This window comes from Endozoicomonas sp. ALB091 (assembly GCF_049310265.1).
GTDB lineage: Bacteria > Pseudomonadota > Gammaproteobacteria > Pseudomonadales > Endozoicomonadaceae > Endozoicomonas.
In genome coordinates this window covers 212,082-229,760 of record NZ_JBLYNQ010000008.1, presented here as the reverse complement: position 1 = coordinate 229,760, position 17,679 = coordinate 212,082, and the positions used below count along the sequence as shown (strand labels likewise).

13 protein-coding genes and 1 pseudogene are annotated in these 17,679 nt (G+C 48.9%); 3 read left to right on the top strand and 11 right to left on the bottom strand.

Translation table 11 applies throughout. From position 1 onward, the window contains the following. Nucleotides 1-182 precede the first annotated feature (182 nt). The 3 genes from metW to ACO6UX_RS17635 form a co-directional block, all read right to left on the bottom strand. A complete protein-coding gene (gene metW, locus ACO6UX_RS17645) occupies nucleotides 183-785 on the bottom strand; it encodes a methionine biosynthesis protein MetW (protein WP_422449694.1) in 603 nt (200 codons plus the stop codon). Further along, nucleotides 782-1,927, bottom strand: a complete 1,146-nt coding sequence (gene metX / locus ACO6UX_RS17640; RefSeq protein WP_422449693.1) for a homoserine O-succinyltransferase MetX — start codon at nucleotides 1,925-1,927, stop codon at nucleotides 782-784. The genes metW and metX overlap by 4 nt, the downstream gene beginning before the upstream one ends. A gap of 211 nt (nucleotides 1,928-2,138) precedes the next feature. Then, nucleotides 2,139-2,363 carry a hypothetical protein gene (locus ACO6UX_RS17635; protein WP_101745280.1) on the bottom strand — a complete coding sequence of 75 codons (225 nt, stop codon included), beginning with the start codon at nucleotides 2,361-2,363 and terminating at the stop codon, nucleotides 2,139-2,141. Between the two features lie 333 nt (nucleotides 2,364-2,696). Between ACO6UX_RS17635 and ACO6UX_RS17630 the strand changes: the two genes are divergently transcribed. Next, on the top strand, nucleotides 2,697-2,930 hold the full coding sequence (locus tag ACO6UX_RS17630) for a cell division protein ZapB (RefSeq protein WP_101745279.1): 234 nt from the start codon (nucleotides 2,697-2,699) through the stop codon (nucleotides 2,928-2,930). A gap of 31 nt (nucleotides 2,931-2,961) precedes the next feature. Here the strand turns inward: ACO6UX_RS17630 and ACO6UX_RS17625 are convergent, their stop codons facing one another. The 4 genes and pseudogenes from ACO6UX_RS17625 to ACO6UX_RS17610 all read right to left on the bottom strand — a co-directional run bounded on the left by ACO6UX_RS17625 (nucleotide 2,962) and on the right by ACO6UX_RS17610 (nucleotide 7,011). After that, the gene (locus tag ACO6UX_RS17625; protein WP_422449692.1) at nucleotides 2,962-4,890 is read right to left on the bottom strand and encodes an ATP-binding cassette domain-containing protein; all 1,929 of its coding nucleotides are present in this window, start codon (nucleotides 4,888-4,890) and stop codon (nucleotides 2,962-2,964) included. Nucleotides 4,891-5,131: 241 nt separating this feature from the next. Further along, nucleotides 5,132-5,824 (bottom strand): hypothetical protein, encoded by a 693-nt coding sequence (locus tag ACO6UX_RS17620; RefSeq protein ID WP_422450568.1) that lies wholly within the window; start codon nucleotides 5,822-5,824, stop codon nucleotides 5,132-5,134. Between the two features lie 27 nt (nucleotides 5,825-5,851). After that, nucleotides 5,852-6,043 (bottom strand): annotated as a pseudogene (locus tag ACO6UX_RS17615) (RING finger domain-containing protein); the annotation flags it as partial. A 383-nt stretch (nucleotides 6,044-6,426) separates the two neighbouring features. Then, nucleotides 6,427-7,011 (bottom strand): hypothetical protein, encoded by a 585-nt coding sequence (locus ACO6UX_RS17610; RefSeq protein WP_422449691.1) that lies wholly within the window; start codon nucleotides 7,009-7,011, stop codon nucleotides 6,427-6,429. A 372-nt stretch (nucleotides 7,012-7,383) separates the two neighbouring features. Here ACO6UX_RS17610 and ACO6UX_RS17605 point away from each other — a divergent pair, with 372 nt between their 5' ends. Then, complete coding sequence (locus tag ACO6UX_RS17605) at nucleotides 7,384-8,067, top strand: FKBP-type peptidyl-prolyl cis-trans isomerase (RefSeq protein ID WP_422449690.1); 684 nt, start codon at nucleotides 7,384-7,386, stop codon at nucleotides 8,065-8,067. Nucleotides 8,068-8,131: 64 nt separating this feature from the next. Here the strand turns inward: ACO6UX_RS17605 and rsd are convergent, their stop codons facing one another. From rsd to ACO6UX_RS17590, 3 genes are all read right to left on the bottom strand, one after another. Next, entirely contained in the window at nucleotides 8,132-8,602 is a 471-nt protein-coding gene (rsd, locus tag ACO6UX_RS17600) for a sigma D regulator (RefSeq protein WP_101745275.1), read from the bottom strand. Between the two features lie 461 nt (nucleotides 8,603-9,063). Further along, the gene (gshA, locus tag ACO6UX_RS17595; RefSeq protein ID WP_422449689.1) at nucleotides 9,064-10,641 is read right to left on the bottom strand and encodes a glutamate--cysteine ligase; all 1,578 of its coding nucleotides are present in this window, start codon (nucleotides 10,639-10,641) and stop codon (nucleotides 9,064-9,066) included. Between the two features lie 438 nt (nucleotides 10,642-11,079). Further along, complete coding sequence (locus tag ACO6UX_RS17590; RefSeq protein WP_422449688.1) at nucleotides 11,080-13,422, bottom strand: Tex family protein; 2,343 nt, start codon at nucleotides 13,420-13,422, stop codon at nucleotides 11,080-11,082. Nucleotides 13,423-13,783: 361 nt separating this feature from the next. Between ACO6UX_RS17590 and ACO6UX_RS17585 the strand changes: the two genes are divergently transcribed. Then, the gene (locus tag ACO6UX_RS17585; protein ID WP_422449687.1) at nucleotides 13,784-15,763 is read left to right on the top strand and encodes a hypothetical protein; all 1,980 of its coding nucleotides are present in this window, start codon (nucleotides 13,784-13,786) and stop codon (nucleotides 15,761-15,763) included. Between the two features lie 239 nt (nucleotides 15,764-16,002). On the opposite strand, the gene pckA is transcribed toward ACO6UX_RS17585, so the two are convergent. After that, entirely contained in the window at nucleotides 16,003-17,616 is a 1,614-nt protein-coding gene (gene pckA / locus ACO6UX_RS17580; RefSeq protein WP_422449686.1) for a phosphoenolpyruvate carboxykinase (ATP), read from the bottom strand. Nucleotides 17,617-17,679: the final 63 nt, after the last annotated feature.

Genomic DNA, 17,679 nt, shown 5'->3' with positions numbered 1-17,679 from the left:
GCATCGCCATTATGCAATTCTCCGGTTTTTTGATTTGTTCCAGAATAACTTCATCATTTTACACAGTCCTGGAGAGGGTCGCTGCCCGCTTCCCGCCACCCACTGCCCGCAAAAGCACAAGCAATTTCGGCTTTTCGGGTAGCGGGAGGCGGGCAGCGGGGAGCGTCTGTAAAAATGTGAAACTATTTCAGGATCGTTCCCAAGTGATAAATGGCCACTTCACCCATCAGGTTTGGCCAGACACGCCCCGCAAGGCCGCTTTTATACGATTGATCCACCACCATTCGGTTCAACACCCGGTAATTTTTCTCCCGGCACAGCGCTTCAAAGTCCCTGAAGGTACAAAAGTGAATATTGGGGGTGTCATACCAGGTATAAGGCATAAACTTCGAGACCGGCATGCGACCATAGGCGGCAAGATAGAGGCGGCAGCGCCAGTGGCCGAAGTTAGGAAAAGTGACAATGCATTCCCGTCCAACCCTGAGCATCTCCTCCAGCACCAGGTGTGGGAAGTGCATCACCTGAAGTGCCTGGGTCATAATCACGGTATCGAAGCTACCATCCCTGAAGTTGCCCAGCCCGCGATCCAGGTTCTGTTCAATAACGTTTACCCCCCGCTCAATGCAGGCTTCAATATCCTGGGCATTAATTTCCAGACCATAGCCACTGACCTGCTTCTCTCGTTGAAGCTCGTGCAACAGCTGTCCATCACCACAGGCCAGGTCGAGAATCCGGCTGCCCGGGGCAACCCAGTTCCTGATAATCTCAAAATCCCCCCGGCTCATAAGCACTCCTCCGCTACCCGATGCAAATAGGCCGACAAACCTCGCACGTAGCGGGGAATATCCATCAGAAAAGCATCGTGCCCCTGGGGAGCATCCACTTCAAGATACGTCACATCCTTATCCACTTTCATCAGTGCATCGACCATCTCTCTTGAACGCTCGGGGGAGAAACGCCAGTCGGTTGAGAACGAAGCAAGAAAAAATCGGGCGGTCGCCCTGCTGAGGGCATCTGGCAGGCTGTTGTCAAACTCGCTGGCCGGATCAAAGTAATCCAGTGCCCGGGTCATTAACAGATAGGTGTTGGCATCAAAGCTGCCGGAAAAACTCTCCCCCTGGTAACGAAGATAACTTTCTATTTGGAACTCAACATTGTAATCGTAACTGAAGCCGTCATTTTTCAGCTCACGACCAAACTTGGCCCCCATGGCATCATCAGACAGATAAGTGATATGCCCCACCATGCGGGCAAGCCCCAATCCCTTGCGGGGAATGTTGTTCGCTTCCAGGTAACGACCACCGGCAAACTGATCATCGGACATGATGGCCTGCCGGGCCACTTCATTAAAGGCAATATTCTGGGCCGACAGCCTGGCCGCAGAAGCAATGATAACGGCATGGCGAAGTCTTTCGGGATAGGCAATGCTCCATTGCAGTGCCTGCATCCCGCCCAGGCTCCCACCGATCACTGCTGCCCATTGGGAAATACCCAGATGGTCAGCCAGCATGACCTGGCTGTTAACCCAGTCTGCGACAGTGACCACCGGAAAGTCTGGCCCATAAGGTTTGCCGGTTTCGGGATTGATGCTGGTCGGCCCCGTACTGCCATGGCATCCCCCCAGATTATTGAGGGCGACAACAAAGAACCGGCGGGTATCGATTGGTTTTCCCGGGCCAATAAAGTTATCCCACCAACCGGGCTTGCGATCTGCCATGCTGTGATAGCCTGCCGCATGATGGTGACCACTGAGGGCATGGCAGATCAGTACCCCATTGGAGCGGGACTGATTCAGCTCACCATAGGTTTCGACCATCAGCTGAAACTTGTCCAGCTGTTCGCCACAGTTCAACGACAGGGGCTGATCAAACGGTATCGCAATGGGCGCTACGAGACCAACCGAATCGGCAGGAATCAATTCAGGCATAAACTTCCTGTATCCCTTTCCTGGCCATAGCAAATTCCCAATCCGCTTAACTTTACTTATGGTGGTTCACTATGGCGCTTCAGGCTTATTATTCATTAAAGAGCGCTCTCACACGACGAGAGCAGCAGAAATTGCAGGCAGTTTATCGTCTTCATTTTTTTTTGTCAGCTTATCCGGGATTGATGTCTGACCAGCGCCTGGCGGTGGGCCATCAGGTCCTGACGACAGGCAACTCCAAAGCCAGTTCGGTCAACGCCAGGACATGGCTCAAAAAGTAACCTTCAACCTGTCTTGAGCAAAAGTGCAGGTGTCGTTCATTAATGTATTCATCAACACTTTGGTTGTTGATCAGGGAAATATAGAAGGCCCGAATCGCCTCATCTTCAACATTCAAGGCTGAAATAATTCTGGCACAGGGCTGAGAAGTCTTGCTCATTTGGAACTCCCGAAGCGACAGGCTTCTGGGTACTTGTCTTCCTATGAAGGACTATCCTGCAATGAAACTTCATTCGGAATGGGCCCACAAGGCAACAGATTGCTCTGCTTTAAAATGCATGGCACTGATACCGATAAATTCAACTACCGGTAAATTCAACGATTATCTTGAATTAAACCTAGTATAGTCAGGCTTTACTGAAGTATTCTTAATAGCGGTAAACTCTTGTGATCAAAACCGTGATCAAAACCGATAAAAACGTGCTATCGTAACTTTCCGCAATAGTGCAAACTATTAAATACTTTTCACAGACCTCTCGGTGCAAATGTCGTTATGTCTATTGAATCCCTAGGCCAGCTTGAATCAAGACTCCAGAACCTGATTGACAAACTGGAACTGTCAAGAATGGAAGTAGAAGACCTCAGGTCTGCTAATACCCGCCTTGAAGAAGAAAATATCCAGCTTAAGCAGGAACTCAGCGCATGGGGTGACCGTGTGAGTGCTCTTTTGGGTAAGCTGGATATCGTAACAGAGGAAGAAGCCAGCGAGCAGGAAGCTGTCGCATAAAATTATGGGGCATTCATGCCCCACAATTTTATTAGTTGGTTTCGGCGTTTTCGATGGCCTCCAGGGCTTCCATCCATGCCTCTTCTATTTCCAGGGCTTGCTGTTTAAGTGCTGTTTGCCGGGTTAGCAGCTCTTTCAATTTTTCTTTGGCGGTTTCTTCGTATATCAAAGGGTCAGAGAGCCGTTCTTCAACCTGTTCAAGGGACGATTGCAGGTCTTCCAGCTGACTTTCCAGTTGCTCCGCTTTTTGCTTCAACGGCCTTAGTGCTTTTCGCCTTTCAGCCTCCTGGCGTCGTATGTCTTTCTTCTGTTGTGCGTTCTGTTGTGAAGAGCCAACCAGTTCCCCGCCATTCTCTTCGTTTCTGGCGCTTCGGGATTCATTACGTTCCTTAGAGCGAAGATGATCCAGCCATTGGCTGTAGTCATCCAGATCACCTGAATACTCTTCCATCCGGCCATCATGAACCAGATAAAGCTCGTCGGTGGTGCTGCGAATCAGGTTTCGGTCATGGGAAACCAGAATCACCGCCCCCTCAAATGACTGTAAGGCCATGGTCAGGGCCAGACGCATATCAAGATCAAGATGGTTGGTTGGCTCATCAAGCAGCAACAGGTTTGGCTTCTGCCAGCCAATGATCGCCAGAGCCAGTCTCGCTTTCTCACCACCGGAAAACCCCTGAATCGACTCCAGGGCCTTATCACCATGAAAACCAAACCCGCCAAGAAAGTTTCTCAACGTCTGCTCTTTGGCCTCCGGCGAAAGCCTTTGCAGATGAAGCAGAGGGCTGGCATTGAAATCCAGACTCTCCAGCTGGTGCTGGGCGAAGTAGCCAATGCTTAAGTGTTCTCCCAGATGGACCTTGCCCGAAATCAGTGGCAATTCCCCGGCAAGTGTTCTGATCAGGGTTGACTTACCAGCGCCATTCGCACCAAGGAGCCCGATACGGCTGCCAGGTTGAATATTGATGCTGAGTTTTAATAACGGCTTATCACCATAACCGAGCTCAGCCGTATCCAGTACCAGTAACGGTGCAGACATCTTATCGGCTTCCGGAAAGGCAAAAGAGAACGGTGAATCCACATGGGCCGCTGAAATATCTTCCAGCCTTGCCAGCGCCTTCAGGCGACTTTGAGCCTGCTTGGCTTTGGTCGCCTTGGCCCTGAAACGTTCAACAAATTTTTCCATATGAGCCCGCAGTTTCTGCTGCTTCTCAAAGGCAGCCTGCTGCTGTTGCAGTCGCTGTGCGCGCAGGTGCTCAAAAGCTGAATAGTTGCCACGGTACTGGAACAGTGTCTGATGTTCTATATGGAGTGTGTGATCCGTAATGGCATCGAGAAAATCCCGGTCATGGGAAATAACCAGCAACGTTCCCGGGTATCGCTTGAGAAAGTTTTCCAGCCAGACAATGGCATCAAGATCCAAATGGTTGGTGGGTTCATCCAGTAACATAATGTCTGACGGGCACATCAAGGTCTTGGCCAGATTCAGGCGCATCCGCCATCCACCGGAAAAGTCGCGGACATTTTTGTTCAGTACCTGGTGATTAAAGCCCAATCCATGCAGCAACTGTTCTGCCCGGGAACGGGCTGTGTAACCATCGGCACTCAGCAGTTGCTCATGGAGATCGGCCAGTTTTTCGTGCTTTCCTGCCGCTTCTGCCTCAGTAATCGCCTGCTCTATCCGGCGCAGCTCAATATCACCATCCAATACATAATCCACGGCATTTCGGTCCAGGACATCAATTTCCTGAGCCATATGCGCCAGTCCACGCCCCTTATCAAACGCGAGTTCACCTTTATCAGGTTGCAAATCTCCGGTAAGCAACGCAAGCAGGCTTGATTTGCCACACCCATTAGCACCCACAAGGCCAACGTGCTGACCGGAATGGATAATTGTTGATGCATTCTCCAGAAGGAGCTTGCCAGACCTTAAAAGGCTGATGGAATTCAATGTGATCATTGACATGGTCTAATTGTGGACGACCGATCAGGCTAATAATAAAGGAGAGGCCTATCGTGACGCCGGAAAAAACATACTGCTACCTGCAAGAGGGTATCATCGAAGCAGCAAAGACTGGGTGACGGTATAAACCGCCAGCTCAGAGAAGGCAAAAAATTCTTTGAACAAAAAGCCAAATCTTAAACACCTTGTTCAATTTATCTATAGTAACTCCCAAGAGTCGATGACCGGTAGGAAAGGATTAATTAGTGCTTTCGTTCGTTTGATTCGTGCCCAGCACCCTTGTTGCTACAGAGTTTACCGTTGCAACCGATTGCAATTGATTGACTCTCTGGTTTCTCTCCCTGCGAGCCCTATTACTTTCCCTCCGGCGTTGCCTTTGGTGCTCGGCATAAGCAGGGTCATTCTGTTGGCGCTCCCTTTGGCGCTGCCTATACTCCCTTTCACGTTCCCTTTGGCGTTGCCTTTGGTGCTCGACATAAGCAGGGTCATTCTGGTGACGCTCCCTTAGGCGCTGCCTATACTCCCTTTCACGTTCCCTTTGGCGCTCTGCGTAAGCAGGCTCATTCTGGTAACGCTCCCTTTGGCGCTGCCTATACTCCCTTTTACGTTCCCTTTCGCGCTCTGCGTAAGCGGGATCATTCCGATAACGTGCCCTTTGCAGCTCCCTTTTGCGTGCCCTTTCACGCTCGGCGTAAACAGGATCAATTTGGCTACGCGCCGCCTGGTATGTACTTTGTCGCCTCCTCTGGTACTGTGCATAAGCAGGGTCATTTTGGTAGCGCGCCCTTGCGCGTTCCCTTTGTTGCTCCCTTATGCGATCTACATAAACAAGAGCATTCTGGTTGATATCCCGCTGGGGCACTGAGTCAGGCCTGCCCTGCCCATGCTCCCCTTGGCCCGTGGTAGCTGAATTGACTAATGCTTTTGCCAAACTCGATAAATCCGTTCTGCAAAGTGGACAGGTAGTCCTATTTGCGAATTGTTTTTGTGCAATGAGAGAATTTTTAAGGCAATCAGTGTGAAAGGTGTGTTTACACACGCCAGTGACGAGAGTAGCCACATCTCTGCCGAAGGCCATCAGGCAGACAGAACATTTTTCTGCTTCCGGGCTGCTTGTCTGGATCGTGAAAGGGTTGATTCCATCAATCATGTTAAATACCCTTTTGTTTTATTCTGTTCAGACTGTATTTGCAGATTTTAGTTCCCGATACTTATTTCAAGGAAATAGCGTGTATGAATGCTATTACCGTAATAGCTATCGATCAGACTCATTTCAAATCAGGGCAAAGATCCAAAACCTATCAGCCCAGGTACTTTCATCATGAGTCATGTCCCAGCCACAGTTTTTGGGTTGGTTCCTGGTAACTGCTTTCACTGAGGTATCGGGTTTGCGAAGATTAAGTGACAACTGTCTTTCAATGCGGACAGGTAACTCAGAGGAATCGAATATCTAGAGAGGAGAAAAGAGTGAAGATACAAAAATAATAAGGGGGAATAGAATTCCCCCTTTAGAGCTTCGAGTTACCAACTATGTTACTTCTTTTTAGCAGGGGACTTTTTTGCAGCTGCTTTTCTGGCTGGAGCCTTCCGCTTGGCAGCTACTTTTTTGGCTGCTGGCTTTTTCTTAGCGGCCACTTTCTTTTTAGCTACAGGCTTCTTCTTAGCCACAACTGCCTTTTTGGCTGCTGGCTTTTTCTTGGCAGCTACTTTCTTTTTAGTGGCAGGTTTCTTCTTTGCTACTACTTTCTTCTTGGCCGCTGGTTTCTTCTTAACAGCCACTTTTTTCTTGGTTACTGTCTTTTTCTTGGCTGCCGCCTTTTTGACGGTGGCGTTCTTCTCAGTAGTTTTCTTCTTTACCGCTACCTTTTTCTTGGCAGTGGCTTTTTTAGCAGTGCTTTTTTTAGCAGTAGCTTTCTTGGCACTGGCCTTGGCCTTTTTCAAGGCTTCTTTGGCTTTTTCCAGCTTTTTCTTCAGTGCGTCGATTTCTTTTTCCCACTTTTTCACCATGTCGACCTTTTTAACGGTCTTGCTGGCAGTGGTTTTTTTAGCAGGAGCTTTTTTAGCAGCAGCCTTCCTGACAGTGCTTTTTTTAGCTGCAGTCTTCCTTGTTGCAGGCATTGGGTCGTCCCTCGTTTTAATTTAACCAATCTACTAGTAGTTAGTACATCGTAATAAAAACTGAATAATTTATATCCAGTTTTAATTCCAACATAGAGTGCTTATTCGTCATCTGCAAATTTTTTTTTAGCTTTCTCTCTGTTTTTTTTCTAATTAAATTCCATTTTCCTAAAACAGATAGATAGAAGAGGACGTGTATTTTTCATATTCATTATCTCGAAAAACACTTTAAATAAGGCACTTTTTCATTACACAACCCTCGTCCGGGGTTGCCAAAAAAACAAATTTACTAAATGATAGGGCTCAGAGTTACCTGTACTGAAAAGACTGTGCCAAAACGCAGGATACAAATTTATCAGAAAGAGTGTAAATATGATCTTCAAAGCGCTTGCCAGCGTTACCCTGTTCACTTACTCACTGTGTTCATTTGCCGCTCTGGAAACAGACAATGACAAATTAAGCTATAGCCTCGGAGTGTCCATGGCAGAGCAACTGAAACAATTTGATGGGATCAATGTTAACGCCGTTATCCAGGGGGTAGAGGATAATCTTGGCAACCAGGTTTTACAGCTGTCACAGGATGAAGTCACCTACTTTATAGATTTAGCGCAGGTGCAAAAGAAAAACCTCGAACAGGTTCAGTACCAGGCAGCAGCGCATGAGAGCCTGGAAAAAAGCCAGCTTTTTATGACAGAAAACAGCAAAAAACCAGGCATTGTTGTGCTGGAAAGCGGTTTGCAGTACCGGGTACTGACAAAAGGTACTGGCATCAAGCCATCCCTTACTGATCATGTAACCGTTCACTATGAAGGCCGCCGGATAGACGGAACCCTTTTCGAAAGCTCATACACTCGAAACCAACCCGCCACTTTCCAGTTAAACCGGGTTATCGCGGGCTGGACAGAAGGAATACAGAAAATGCCTGAAGGTTCTACCTGGGAGCTTTTTATTCCCTCGACTCTGGCCTACGGCTCCAGCGGTATTCCCGGAATCATCGGACCTAATGAGGCAATTATTTTCAAGGTAGAACTCAGGGATGTGAACAAAAGCAGTTAAAAATGAAATGAGGACAAAGCGACTGTATGGTCTGAATACAGTTTGTCCTCATCTGATCTGAACATCATGATCCCGTGAGCCTTTCCCGGTGGGATTCATGCAGAGTTTCTATCATTTTATCTTCAAGACTGAAACGTTCTGCCAGCGTTTCACCTAATTCCGATACAGCGCCCTGGAGTTTTTGCAGAGAGCTGATTGATTCACAACTGTCATTAAATTTCAGACATCTTGAGGTATTCTCTTCAAGCTTTGGCAGCACCGTATGAGCCAGTTCAACGCCCCCATCATTAAATTCCCGGGCTTCCTGAATCAACTGCTCGTAAACCTCAAAGTGACCAGCTGACGCATAATCCACCAGAATCTGGCACAGTTCCTTTAATTTACTGACTACCGGACGCTTGTCATCATCAAATTGATCCATTCCATTGATGGAGCAGTAAAGGACGATCAGCTCCTGACGCTCGTTGAGCCAGCGATCAATAATTTCTGATACACCTCCCCAACGTTCTTTAGCCGTTTGGCAACCCTCCAGCATGATAGACAGTTCCTCTTTAACAATTAGATCTCTTCTGCGTGAATGGGGACCTCGTAAGCGCCTTTGTCAGGCAGCTCAGATGCTAGATTATGACAGTGAATTTTTTGCGGCAAGCGTTTATTTTTCAAAACACAACACAATTTAAATTGCAAGTTTTGCAGGAACGTTATGAATCCAATGGTTTCAGGGAGTTTTCATGGTAGTCCAACAACTTTTTCAACTAAAAAAAAACCATTTAATTAAAAAAAATTATTTTAATTTCCAGATTCTGATACTAGTTCAGATACTGCTGGCAGTATCCTGATTTCATCCAGATAAAAGCAACTTTCCAAAGTCTGATTTAAAGATGGAGCCGGGTACTGTCTATTAATTTCTGCCACCCTCACTGCCACGCTCTAATCTCAGACATTCGCCAGAGAGTCCTTTCCACCGGCGACTGACTAAAGGCAATGGTTCAGGAACTATTCTGCTGCCTTATATTCCTGCAGGAACGTATCAAAGTCACGGCTATCATTGTTTTCTGTTGCCAGCTGATCAGCAACAGAGCGCTGGGCAAGCTGTTCAAAGTAGGCTATTCGTTCATCGCTCAGATCGTGCTCAGAGAAGCGTTTGGAGTGCTTTTCCGATAAAGACATCATCAACTCAAGATAACCGGAATCTCCGGTTTCAAGGGTATTAAGCACCTGCGCAGAAGGGGTTAAAGCGGCATCTTTCAGCTTTTCTCTTTGCGCACACAGGCTCTCAACAAACGTTGATGATTCGTTTGCCTGGTCAAGAATTTCAGCAATGGGAGACATGTCATCCAGCAGCTGTAGCCCCCAGCTCTGGAGCAGGACAGGCTGCCCTTGCTGTCTTAACTCGACACCCGGGCGGCGGCCTTCTGTAACCGCTGTTTTGAAATTATTGCTGACCTCATCACACTCATCGGCATGAATAGGATTGCTGTTCTGCAACGAACAGTAGACCAGGAAAACATCCAGAAAATGGGCATCCTGCTCACTCAGTCCCATTGGTTCAAAGGGGTTGATATCAAGGCAACGTACCTCAACATATTCAACGCCTTCGTTGCGCAGGGCAGTCACTGGTTTTTCACCGGAACGGGCAATCCGCTTTGGGCGAATGGTGCTGTAATATTCATTCTCTATCTGCAACAGGTTGGTATTCAGTTGCAGGTATTTGCCGTCTTGTTTCAGACCAATGGCTTCATAGGGAGGGTATGGTGTACGAATGGCGCTGGAAAGACTGTCCACGTACTCTTCCAGTGTGTTGTAACAAATATTCAGGGAAGACTGGGCGTGATTGCTGTACCCCATATCGCTCATACGTAACGACGTCGCATAAGGAAGAAAAAGCGAGTCTTTATCCAGCACCTGAAGGCCTGACTGAACCCCGCCATCGGCAAAAAAACTTCGGCTAACGGCCGGAGAGGCCCCAAACAGGTACATGAGCAGCCACGAGTAACGCAGAAAATTCCGGATCAGGGAAAAATAACCCGCTGACCTGAAGTCCTGAGCGCTAATCTCCTCTTGTCCGGAGGACTGCTGTAACAGGGCCCAGAACTCCTCTGGCATAGAGAAGTTATAGTGAATACCGGCAATGGTTTGCATTGGCTTGCCATAGCGATGCCAGAGCCCTTCACGATAAACACTTTTCATTACCCCGATATTGGAACTCCCATACTGCGCGATAGGAATACTGTCATCCCCTTCCAGCAGCGGCGGCATACTGCCGGCCCAGAGGAACTCTGTTGCCATATTCTGGCAGGTATACTGGTGCAGCTGCTCCAGAAAGGAGAGCGTATCGCTGATGCGGCTGTGCACCGGTGTTATGAATTCAAGCAATGCTTCAGAATAGTCAGTGGTGATATAAGGGTGGGTTAATGCACGCCCCAGTTTCTCAGGATGATTTTTCCGGGAAAGACGGGCATCTGAGGTAACCCTGAGACTTTCACGCTCAATACCATGGCAGATGCCATGAAGAACTGAATGGTTAGCACTGGACTGGAAAAGCTCCAGACGATCCTGATACTCAGTAGCCAAGGTACAGATCCAATAATAATTATCTATAACATTCGTTCAGAGAGATGATTCTAATTGGCAACACGGATACCCGCGACCACGACACCATGAACGAACTCTCATAAGTACTCAGCTTCAAACCGGGCAAGACAACCTGAATGAGCCTGATAAAATAGCAATCAGCTTAGCAGCTGACCACCGCCTGAGGTTGTCGCAAAAGACAGATCAACGGCATTTTCCGAAACTGCGAAGGGTAATCATTCCTGGCATATTACGTTTTGGCCCGGGAGCCTGTGCGACAGCCTCGTCCTGTCGTCCATATAATACCAGCCTGAATTGTCTAAATCCCCTAAAAAAAGCCAGACAAAGGCTTGTCTGGCTCTTTCGTTGGCAGGTAAACATCGCCGTTAACAGTGTCTTTGCAGACACTGTCAAAACCGGCTTTTTCTCTGAGTTTGTTTACTTGCGAAGTTGTTTCGCATTGGCAAACAAGTCGGCAAAAGTACCACCTGAATCCTGCTTTTTACCACGATTTCCGGACTGACCGGCTTTCTGTGGCTTGCTGCGAGCTGCTGGCTTTTCGGTTCTGGCTTGCCGTGGTTGCTGGCGAGCTTCAGCACGCTCTTCGGCCTTATCCGACATCCGCATGGAAAGTCCGATACGCTTACGTGCAACGTCCACTTCCATGACTTTGACCTTAACGATATCGCCAGCTTTTACCACTTCACGGGGATCTTTAACGAAGTTTTCAGACAACGCGGAGATATGCACCAGACCATCCTGATGGACGCCAACATCCACAAACGCACCAAAGTTTGTGACGTTGGTGACCACGCCTTCCAGTTCCATATTCAGCTTCAGATCGCGGATATCTTCAATGCCATCCTTGAATTCGGCGGCTTTGAAATCCGGACGCGGGTCACGACCAGGCTTATCCAGCTCACTGATGATGTCAGTAACGGTGGGCAGACCAAAGGTTTCGTCGGTAAAGTCCGCCGCATTCAGGCCCTTTAAGAAAGCCGAGTCCCCGATCAGGGCTCGCACATCCCGGCTTGACTGGTTGGCAATCTTCTCTACCACTGGATACGCCTCAGGGTGCACGGCAGAACTGTCCAGAGGGTTATCACCATTCATTACTCTCAGGAAGCCTGCGGCCTGCTCGAAGGTTTTAGCACCAAACCGGGCCACTTTCTGCAGGTCCTTACGACTTCTGAAGGTACCATTTTCATTGCGATAGGCAACGATGTTGTCGGCCAGAGTTCGGTTAAGGCCCGATACGCGTGCCAGCAGGGCGCTGGAAGCGGTATTAAGATCAACACCTACCGCGTTTACACAGTCCTCAACTACCGCTTCCAGAGAGCGGGACAGATTGATCTGGCTGACATCATGCTGGTACTGGCCCACCCCGATGGATTTCGGCTCAATCTTAACCAGTTCGGCCAGAGGGTCCTGTAAACGACGGGCGATGGATACGGCACCACGGATAGAAACATCCAGGTCCGGGAATTCACGGGCAGCCAGTTCAGATGCAGAGTACACGGATGCACCGGCTTCGCTGACCACAATTTTGGTCAAGCCCAGTTTTGGATAGCTGCGCATCAGTTCAGCAGCCAGACGGTCCGTTTCACGGGATGCCGTGCCATTACCGATACTGACCAACTCAACCTGATGGGTCAGACAGAGGGTGGCCAGAGTGCCAAGGGCCTCCTTCCATTTCTTCTGGGGAGCATGGGGGTAAATAGTCGTATGCTCGACCAATTTACCCGTACCATCCACCACGGCAACCTTCACACCGGTTCTCAAGCCCGGATCCAGACCCAGGGTTGGCCTGAGGCCAGCAGGTGCCGCCAGCAGCAAGTCTTTCAGGTTCTTGGCAAACACCTTGATGGCTTCATCTTCAGAATTTTCGCGGATGCGAGTCATTAACTCGGTTTCCAACTGAGACAGCAGCTTGACCCGCCAGGTCCAGCGCACCACATCCTTCAACCAGTCATCTGCCGCCCGGCCTTTATGCTCAACCTTCCAGAAATCAGCCACCAGCTTTTCACAGGGATGGGTTTCACGACGGTCTTCCGGCTCATTGGCGAGGCGGATGTTAGCCTGCAATACCCCTTCATTTCGTCCACGGAAAATGGCCAGCGCCCGATGGGAAGGAGCAGTTTTCAGTGGCTCATCGTGTTCAAAGTAATCCCGGAACTTGGCACCTTCCTCTTCTTTACCCTCAACGCCACGACTGCTCAGGATGCCTTCATCCCAGAGCAGCTCACGCAGCTGACCCAGCAGTTCGGCATCCTCGCTGAAACGTTCCATCAGGATATAGCGGGCACCTTCCAGAGCTGCCTTGATATCCTCTACGCCCTTATCTGCGTCAACAAAAGCCGCTGCTTCCACCTCAGGCGCTTTTTCCGGGGTATCGAACAGCAGATCGGCCAGAGGCTCCAGACCCGCCTCACGGGCAATCTGAGCCTTGGTACGGCGTTTGGGCTTGTAGGGAAGATAAAGGTCTTCCAGGCGGGTTTTGGTCTCTGCGGAGCGGATATCTTTTTCCAGTTCAGGCGTCAGCTTGTCCTGTTCGGTAATGCTCTTGAGAATGGCTTCACGGCGCTCTTCCAGCTCTCGCAGATAACGAAGACGTTCTTCCAGCGTTCTCAGCTGAGTATCGTCCAGACCTCCGGTGACCTCTTTTCGATAACGGGCAATGAAAGGCACCGTAGAGCCATCATCAAGCAGCTGTACAGCACTGGTGACCTGTTCAGGTCTGGCACCCAACTCTTCAGCTATACGCTGGGAGATACTCTGCATAAAACACACTCATCATGGGAATCAAAACAATAGGACAGTTTCCAGAAAATGCTCAGAAACAGCACCATTTCTGTATCCAGCCGGTTATCAATGTCTATCCTTACCTGAAAAATTCAAGCCATAAAGACACGCTAATGACCAGAGAAAACCCGGAATTATAACGAAACTGAACCATTTGTATGCAAACAAACCTTCAGAGTACCGGAAAATGCCTAAGGCAGGAACTTTTTCCCTGTTTACTGATCTACAGCTCAGATACTGATGACTCAGACAGGCAACAGCATGACGAGTCAAATATCCATTGGATGCTACTGATCAATGGTCCTGTAAATTCACTTTGCGGCAATATACCGGAGTTATTATGGAACCATCAGCACAGAGTCACTTCAGCGGTTCGCTTGGTAACGCCACCACAAGGAATTTGGCAAAAGACCAACAGGCATTAATTAACGGTCTGGAGCCAGTATCCAGGTTAGTGGCTAAATTTAACAAAAGTATTTCAGAAGTCCCCAAACAGACTCAATCGCTCAAACGGTTGAAACTGGATTTACCACCCGGATGGGTGGCCATCACAGATACAGATATTGGTGATCGTAAACCGAACATTGTCAGGCTGAATTTTTCCACCAGTTATGTTTCACCAGACGCCAGTGTGGCCGATGCATCGCAACCCCATGAACAGCCCCATACCGGGATGATACCGGGCGATAGTCGTATTGAGCCTGGCTCTGTTACCCCCCGGAAGAGTGACATTTTTCAATGCCGGACAAATCGTCTTGAATTCAAACTGAAGGCCAGCTTTGGTTGTTATATTCAGGAGGTCAGTATCAGCCCAACGGGTAAGAATCTGTTAATCACTGGTTGCGACAGCTTAAGAGATTTCAGTCTGAGAACCTGGCGACAAGATCCGGATGGCAACTGGTCGAAGAACGGGAAGATCGAGGGTTCCCAAAAGATTTTTGGTCAGCTAAACCCGTCAGAAGATACGCTTCTGAGCCTCTGTGACGATGGCGATGTCAAAGTGAGTAAGCTGAATAATGATGGCTGTTGGGAGGAGGTGGCGGCACTTGCACACAACCCACTTGAAAAAAACCATCCGCCAGTGACTGCAAGTTTCAGCCCGTTGCATGATAAAATTGTGACCTTCGACCCAAGGAATCTCAAAATCAACGTACTGCGTCTGGACAGTAACGGCCGGTGGACCCGACAACGCCAGCCATTAGAGATCATTTGCGCCATGCAAACTGAGCTTAAGAAACCGCCCTTCAAGACCACGAACAATTATTTACTGACCCTCAATAACAACAGATCAGCGACCATCTGGGGCTTTAACGATGAGAACAACTGTCTTAAGGTGAAAACGGTCATGCATAGCCACGTGGAACTCAAAGCTGCCCTCCTGAGCAGTGATGAGCAGCATGCACTGACCAGAGACACAGCCAAAAACGTTATAATCTCCGGTTATGACAATAACGGTGACTGGGTAGATAAAAAAACGATTCCGGGTTGCAATTATGTCGACTTCAGCCCCTCCGGATGTAAATTACTGGCCTATCTCAATCGTGGTGCTTTTATACTCTGTAACTGCAACCGTAATGATGACACTTTGGATAAAGGTCAGTGCTTCAGGCACATCGGCAGTGACACAGCCATCTTCAGCCCCTTCGAGAATTTTCTCCTGAGCTACGGCAAGCAAACCAGTGACGTTTGCATTTGGGGTGATGACGGGGAAGGCAACCTGATTAACAAGGCATGGATACGTCATCAGGGAGCCATCGACAACGCTGCCTTCAACCATCAGGAGGACAGTGTACTGACCAGCAGCCTTAATGATAACACGGTGAAAATCCAGAGCCTCGACAGCCAGGGCCAATGGCAGGAACAGCTGGTGGTTCAACTTGAAGGCAGAGTCGATGACAGCCGGTTTTCACCCTCAGGGCGTATGGCCTGTGCCCTTCACTTTACCACAGACTCTGAATCCTACATCCTTTGGCGCAATGACGATGGCAAGTGGATCAAACATGCTGTGACCATCCCTGATGGCTATGGCCTCAGAGGTGCCGAATTTAATGGGACAGATAACCGCTTTCTGACCTATGGCAGCAAAGACATTCAGCAGGATCATCACAAGCCGGGTTTTGTGCAACTCTGGTGCAAGGGTGATGATGGTGAATGGATAGATGAAGAACTGATAATCTTGGATCATCGCGTTAGAGGGGCCAAATTTAGCCCCGATGGTGATTATTTAATAATTCACTGCGCCAATGATCTAACGTGCCTCATACCGAAAGGATCTACTGCGCTGCTCTGGAAAATTCCTGCCAGAGAGAGACAATCTTAAACAGCCCCGACGAGGGAGTATAAGTAGTTGGCCAAATGGAATCGTATATTTCTGGCTAAGTGGGCAGTTGCTATGCAAGGCGCAACGTAGGGAGCATAGCCGTAGCTATGTGACCGGAGTTGCAACGCCGCAGAGTGACTGACAACTTAGTCAGAAATATATGATTTCATTTGGTTAACTACTTATCACCCAGGACGGGGAGATTATTGCCCCGTCCTTCCCACGGAACTGTATACCTATCAGCCCAGTGATGGACCGGCAGCTACCAGCGCCTTACCTTCTTCGTTATCGGTAAACTTAACAAAGTTGGTGATAAATCGATCCGCCAGGTCGTGTGCCTTACGCTCCCATTCTGCCGGGTCCTCATAGGTATCCTGAGGGTTCAGAATACTGCCATCAACGCCAGCAACACTTTGCGGTACATGCAATCCGAAGAAAGGCAGCGTTTTGGTTTCGGCCTTATCGATAGAGCCATCCAGAATGGCGTCAATGATCGCCCGGGTTGCCTTGATGGAGATGCGTTTGCCGGTACCATTCCATCCCGTATTTACCAGATAAGCGTTAGCGCCATGGGCTTCCATCTTCTTAACCAGCTCTTCAGCATACCTGGTTGGGTGCAGTGACAAGAAGGCAGCACCGAAGCAAGAAGAGAACGTCGGTGTTGGCTCCGTGATACCACGCTCAGTGCCCGCCAGTTTCGCGGTAAAACCGGAGAGGAAGTGGTACTTGGTCTGCTCAGGGGTCAGACGGGCGACCGGCGGTAAAACACCAAAAGCATCGGCAGTCAGGAAGATCACTTTTTTGGCGTGACCAGCCTTGGAAACCGGCTTAACAATGTTATCGATATGATACAGCGGATAGGAAACCCGGGTATTTTCGGTTTTTGAGCCATCATCAAAGTCAATGTTACCCTGGGCATCAACGCTTACGTTTTCCAGCAACGCGTCACGACGAATGGCGTGGAAAATCTCAGGCTCATTTTCTTCTCTCAGGTTAATGGTCTTGGCATAACAGCCGCCTTCAAAGTTGAACACGCCATCATCATCCCAGCCATGTTCATCATCACCGATCAAGGCACGCTTGGGATCGGCAGAGAGTGTGGTTTTCCCCGTTCCGGACAGGCCAAAGAAAATGGCAGTATCACCCTGCTCACCCACATTGGCAGAACAGTGCATGGACGCTATGCCTCTGAGCGGCAGAAGGTAGTTCATAATGGAGAACATCCCTTTCTTCATTTCACCGCCATACCAGGTACCACCAATCACCTGGATCCGCTCCGTGAGATTGAATGCCACAAAGTTTTCCGAGTTGAGACCGTGCTCCTGCCATTTCGGGTTGGTGCATTTGGCACCGTTCATGACAATAAAGTCCGGTTTAAAGCCCTGCAGCTCATCTTCGCCGGGCCGGATAAACATGTTCTTGACGAAGTGAGCCTGCCATGCCACTTCGGTCACAAAACGCACACTCAGGCGTGTTTCAGGATTAGCGCCACAAAAACCGTCAATAATGAACAGACGCTTGCCGGACAGTTGATTGGTTACCAGTGATTTAAGATCTGCCCAGACTTCTTCAGTAATTGCCTTGTTATCATTTTTACCCTGGTCTGACCACCAGATGGTATCCCGGGTTGTATCGTCTTTGACGATGTATTTGTCCTTCGGAGAACGGCCAGTGAAGATACCGGTATCCACCGACACTGCCCCCATTTCAGTAACTACCCCTTGTTCATAACCTTCCAGCTCCGGACGGGTCTCTTCCTCAAACAGCGTTTCATAAGAAGGGTTATAAACCACATCAATGACATCCTTGATTCCGACAGCAGCCAGAGCTTCCTTTACGTTTACATGGGCCATGCAAAGTTCTCCTAAGGCAATACGCTCAACTTAACGTTTTGTGTTGTTAGATTATGGTAATTT

Excerpts from the sequence above, each read along its gene's own strand:
- ACO6UX_RS17630 (WP_101745279.1), top strand. The coding sequence starts at position 2,697 with ATGTCTATTGAATCCCTAGGCCAGCTTGAATCAAGACTCCAGAACCTG.
- ACO6UX_RS17610 (WP_422449691.1), bottom strand. The coding sequence starts at position 7,011 with ATGCCTGCAACAAGGAAGACTGCAGCTAAAAAAAGCACTGTCAGGAAG.
- metW (WP_422449694.1), bottom strand. The coding sequence starts at position 785 with ATGAGCCGGGGGGATTTTGAGATTATCAGGAACTGGGTTGCCCCGGGC.
- pckA (WP_422449686.1), bottom strand. The coding sequence starts at position 17,616 with ATGGCCCATGTAAACGTAAAGGAAGCTCTGGCTGCTGTCGGAATCAAG.
- ACO6UX_RS17625 (WP_422449692.1), bottom strand. The coding sequence starts at position 4,890 with ATGATCACATTGAATTCCATCAGCCTTTTAAGGTCTGGCAAGCTCCTT.
- rsd (WP_101745275.1), bottom strand. The coding sequence starts at position 8,602 with ATGCTGGAGGGTTGCCAAACGGCTAAAGAACGTTGGGGAGGTGTATCA.
- ACO6UX_RS17585 (WP_422449687.1), top strand. The coding sequence starts at position 13,784 with ATGGAACCATCAGCACAGAGTCACTTCAGCGGTTCGCTTGGTAACGCC.
- ACO6UX_RS17590 (WP_422449688.1), bottom strand. The coding sequence starts at position 13,422 with ATGCAGAGTATCTCCCAGCGTATAGCTGAAGAGTTGGGTGCCAGACCT.
- ACO6UX_RS17605 (WP_422449690.1), top strand. The coding sequence starts at position 7,384 with ATGATCTTCAAAGCGCTTGCCAGCGTTACCCTGTTCACTTACTCACTG.
- ACO6UX_RS17635 (WP_101745280.1), bottom strand. The coding sequence starts at position 2,363 with ATGAGCAAGACTTCTCAGCCCTGTGCCAGAATTATTTCAGCCTTGAAT.
- metX (WP_422449693.1), bottom strand. The coding sequence starts at position 1,927 with ATGCCTGAATTGATTCCTGCCGATTCGGTTGGTCTCGTAGCGCCCATT.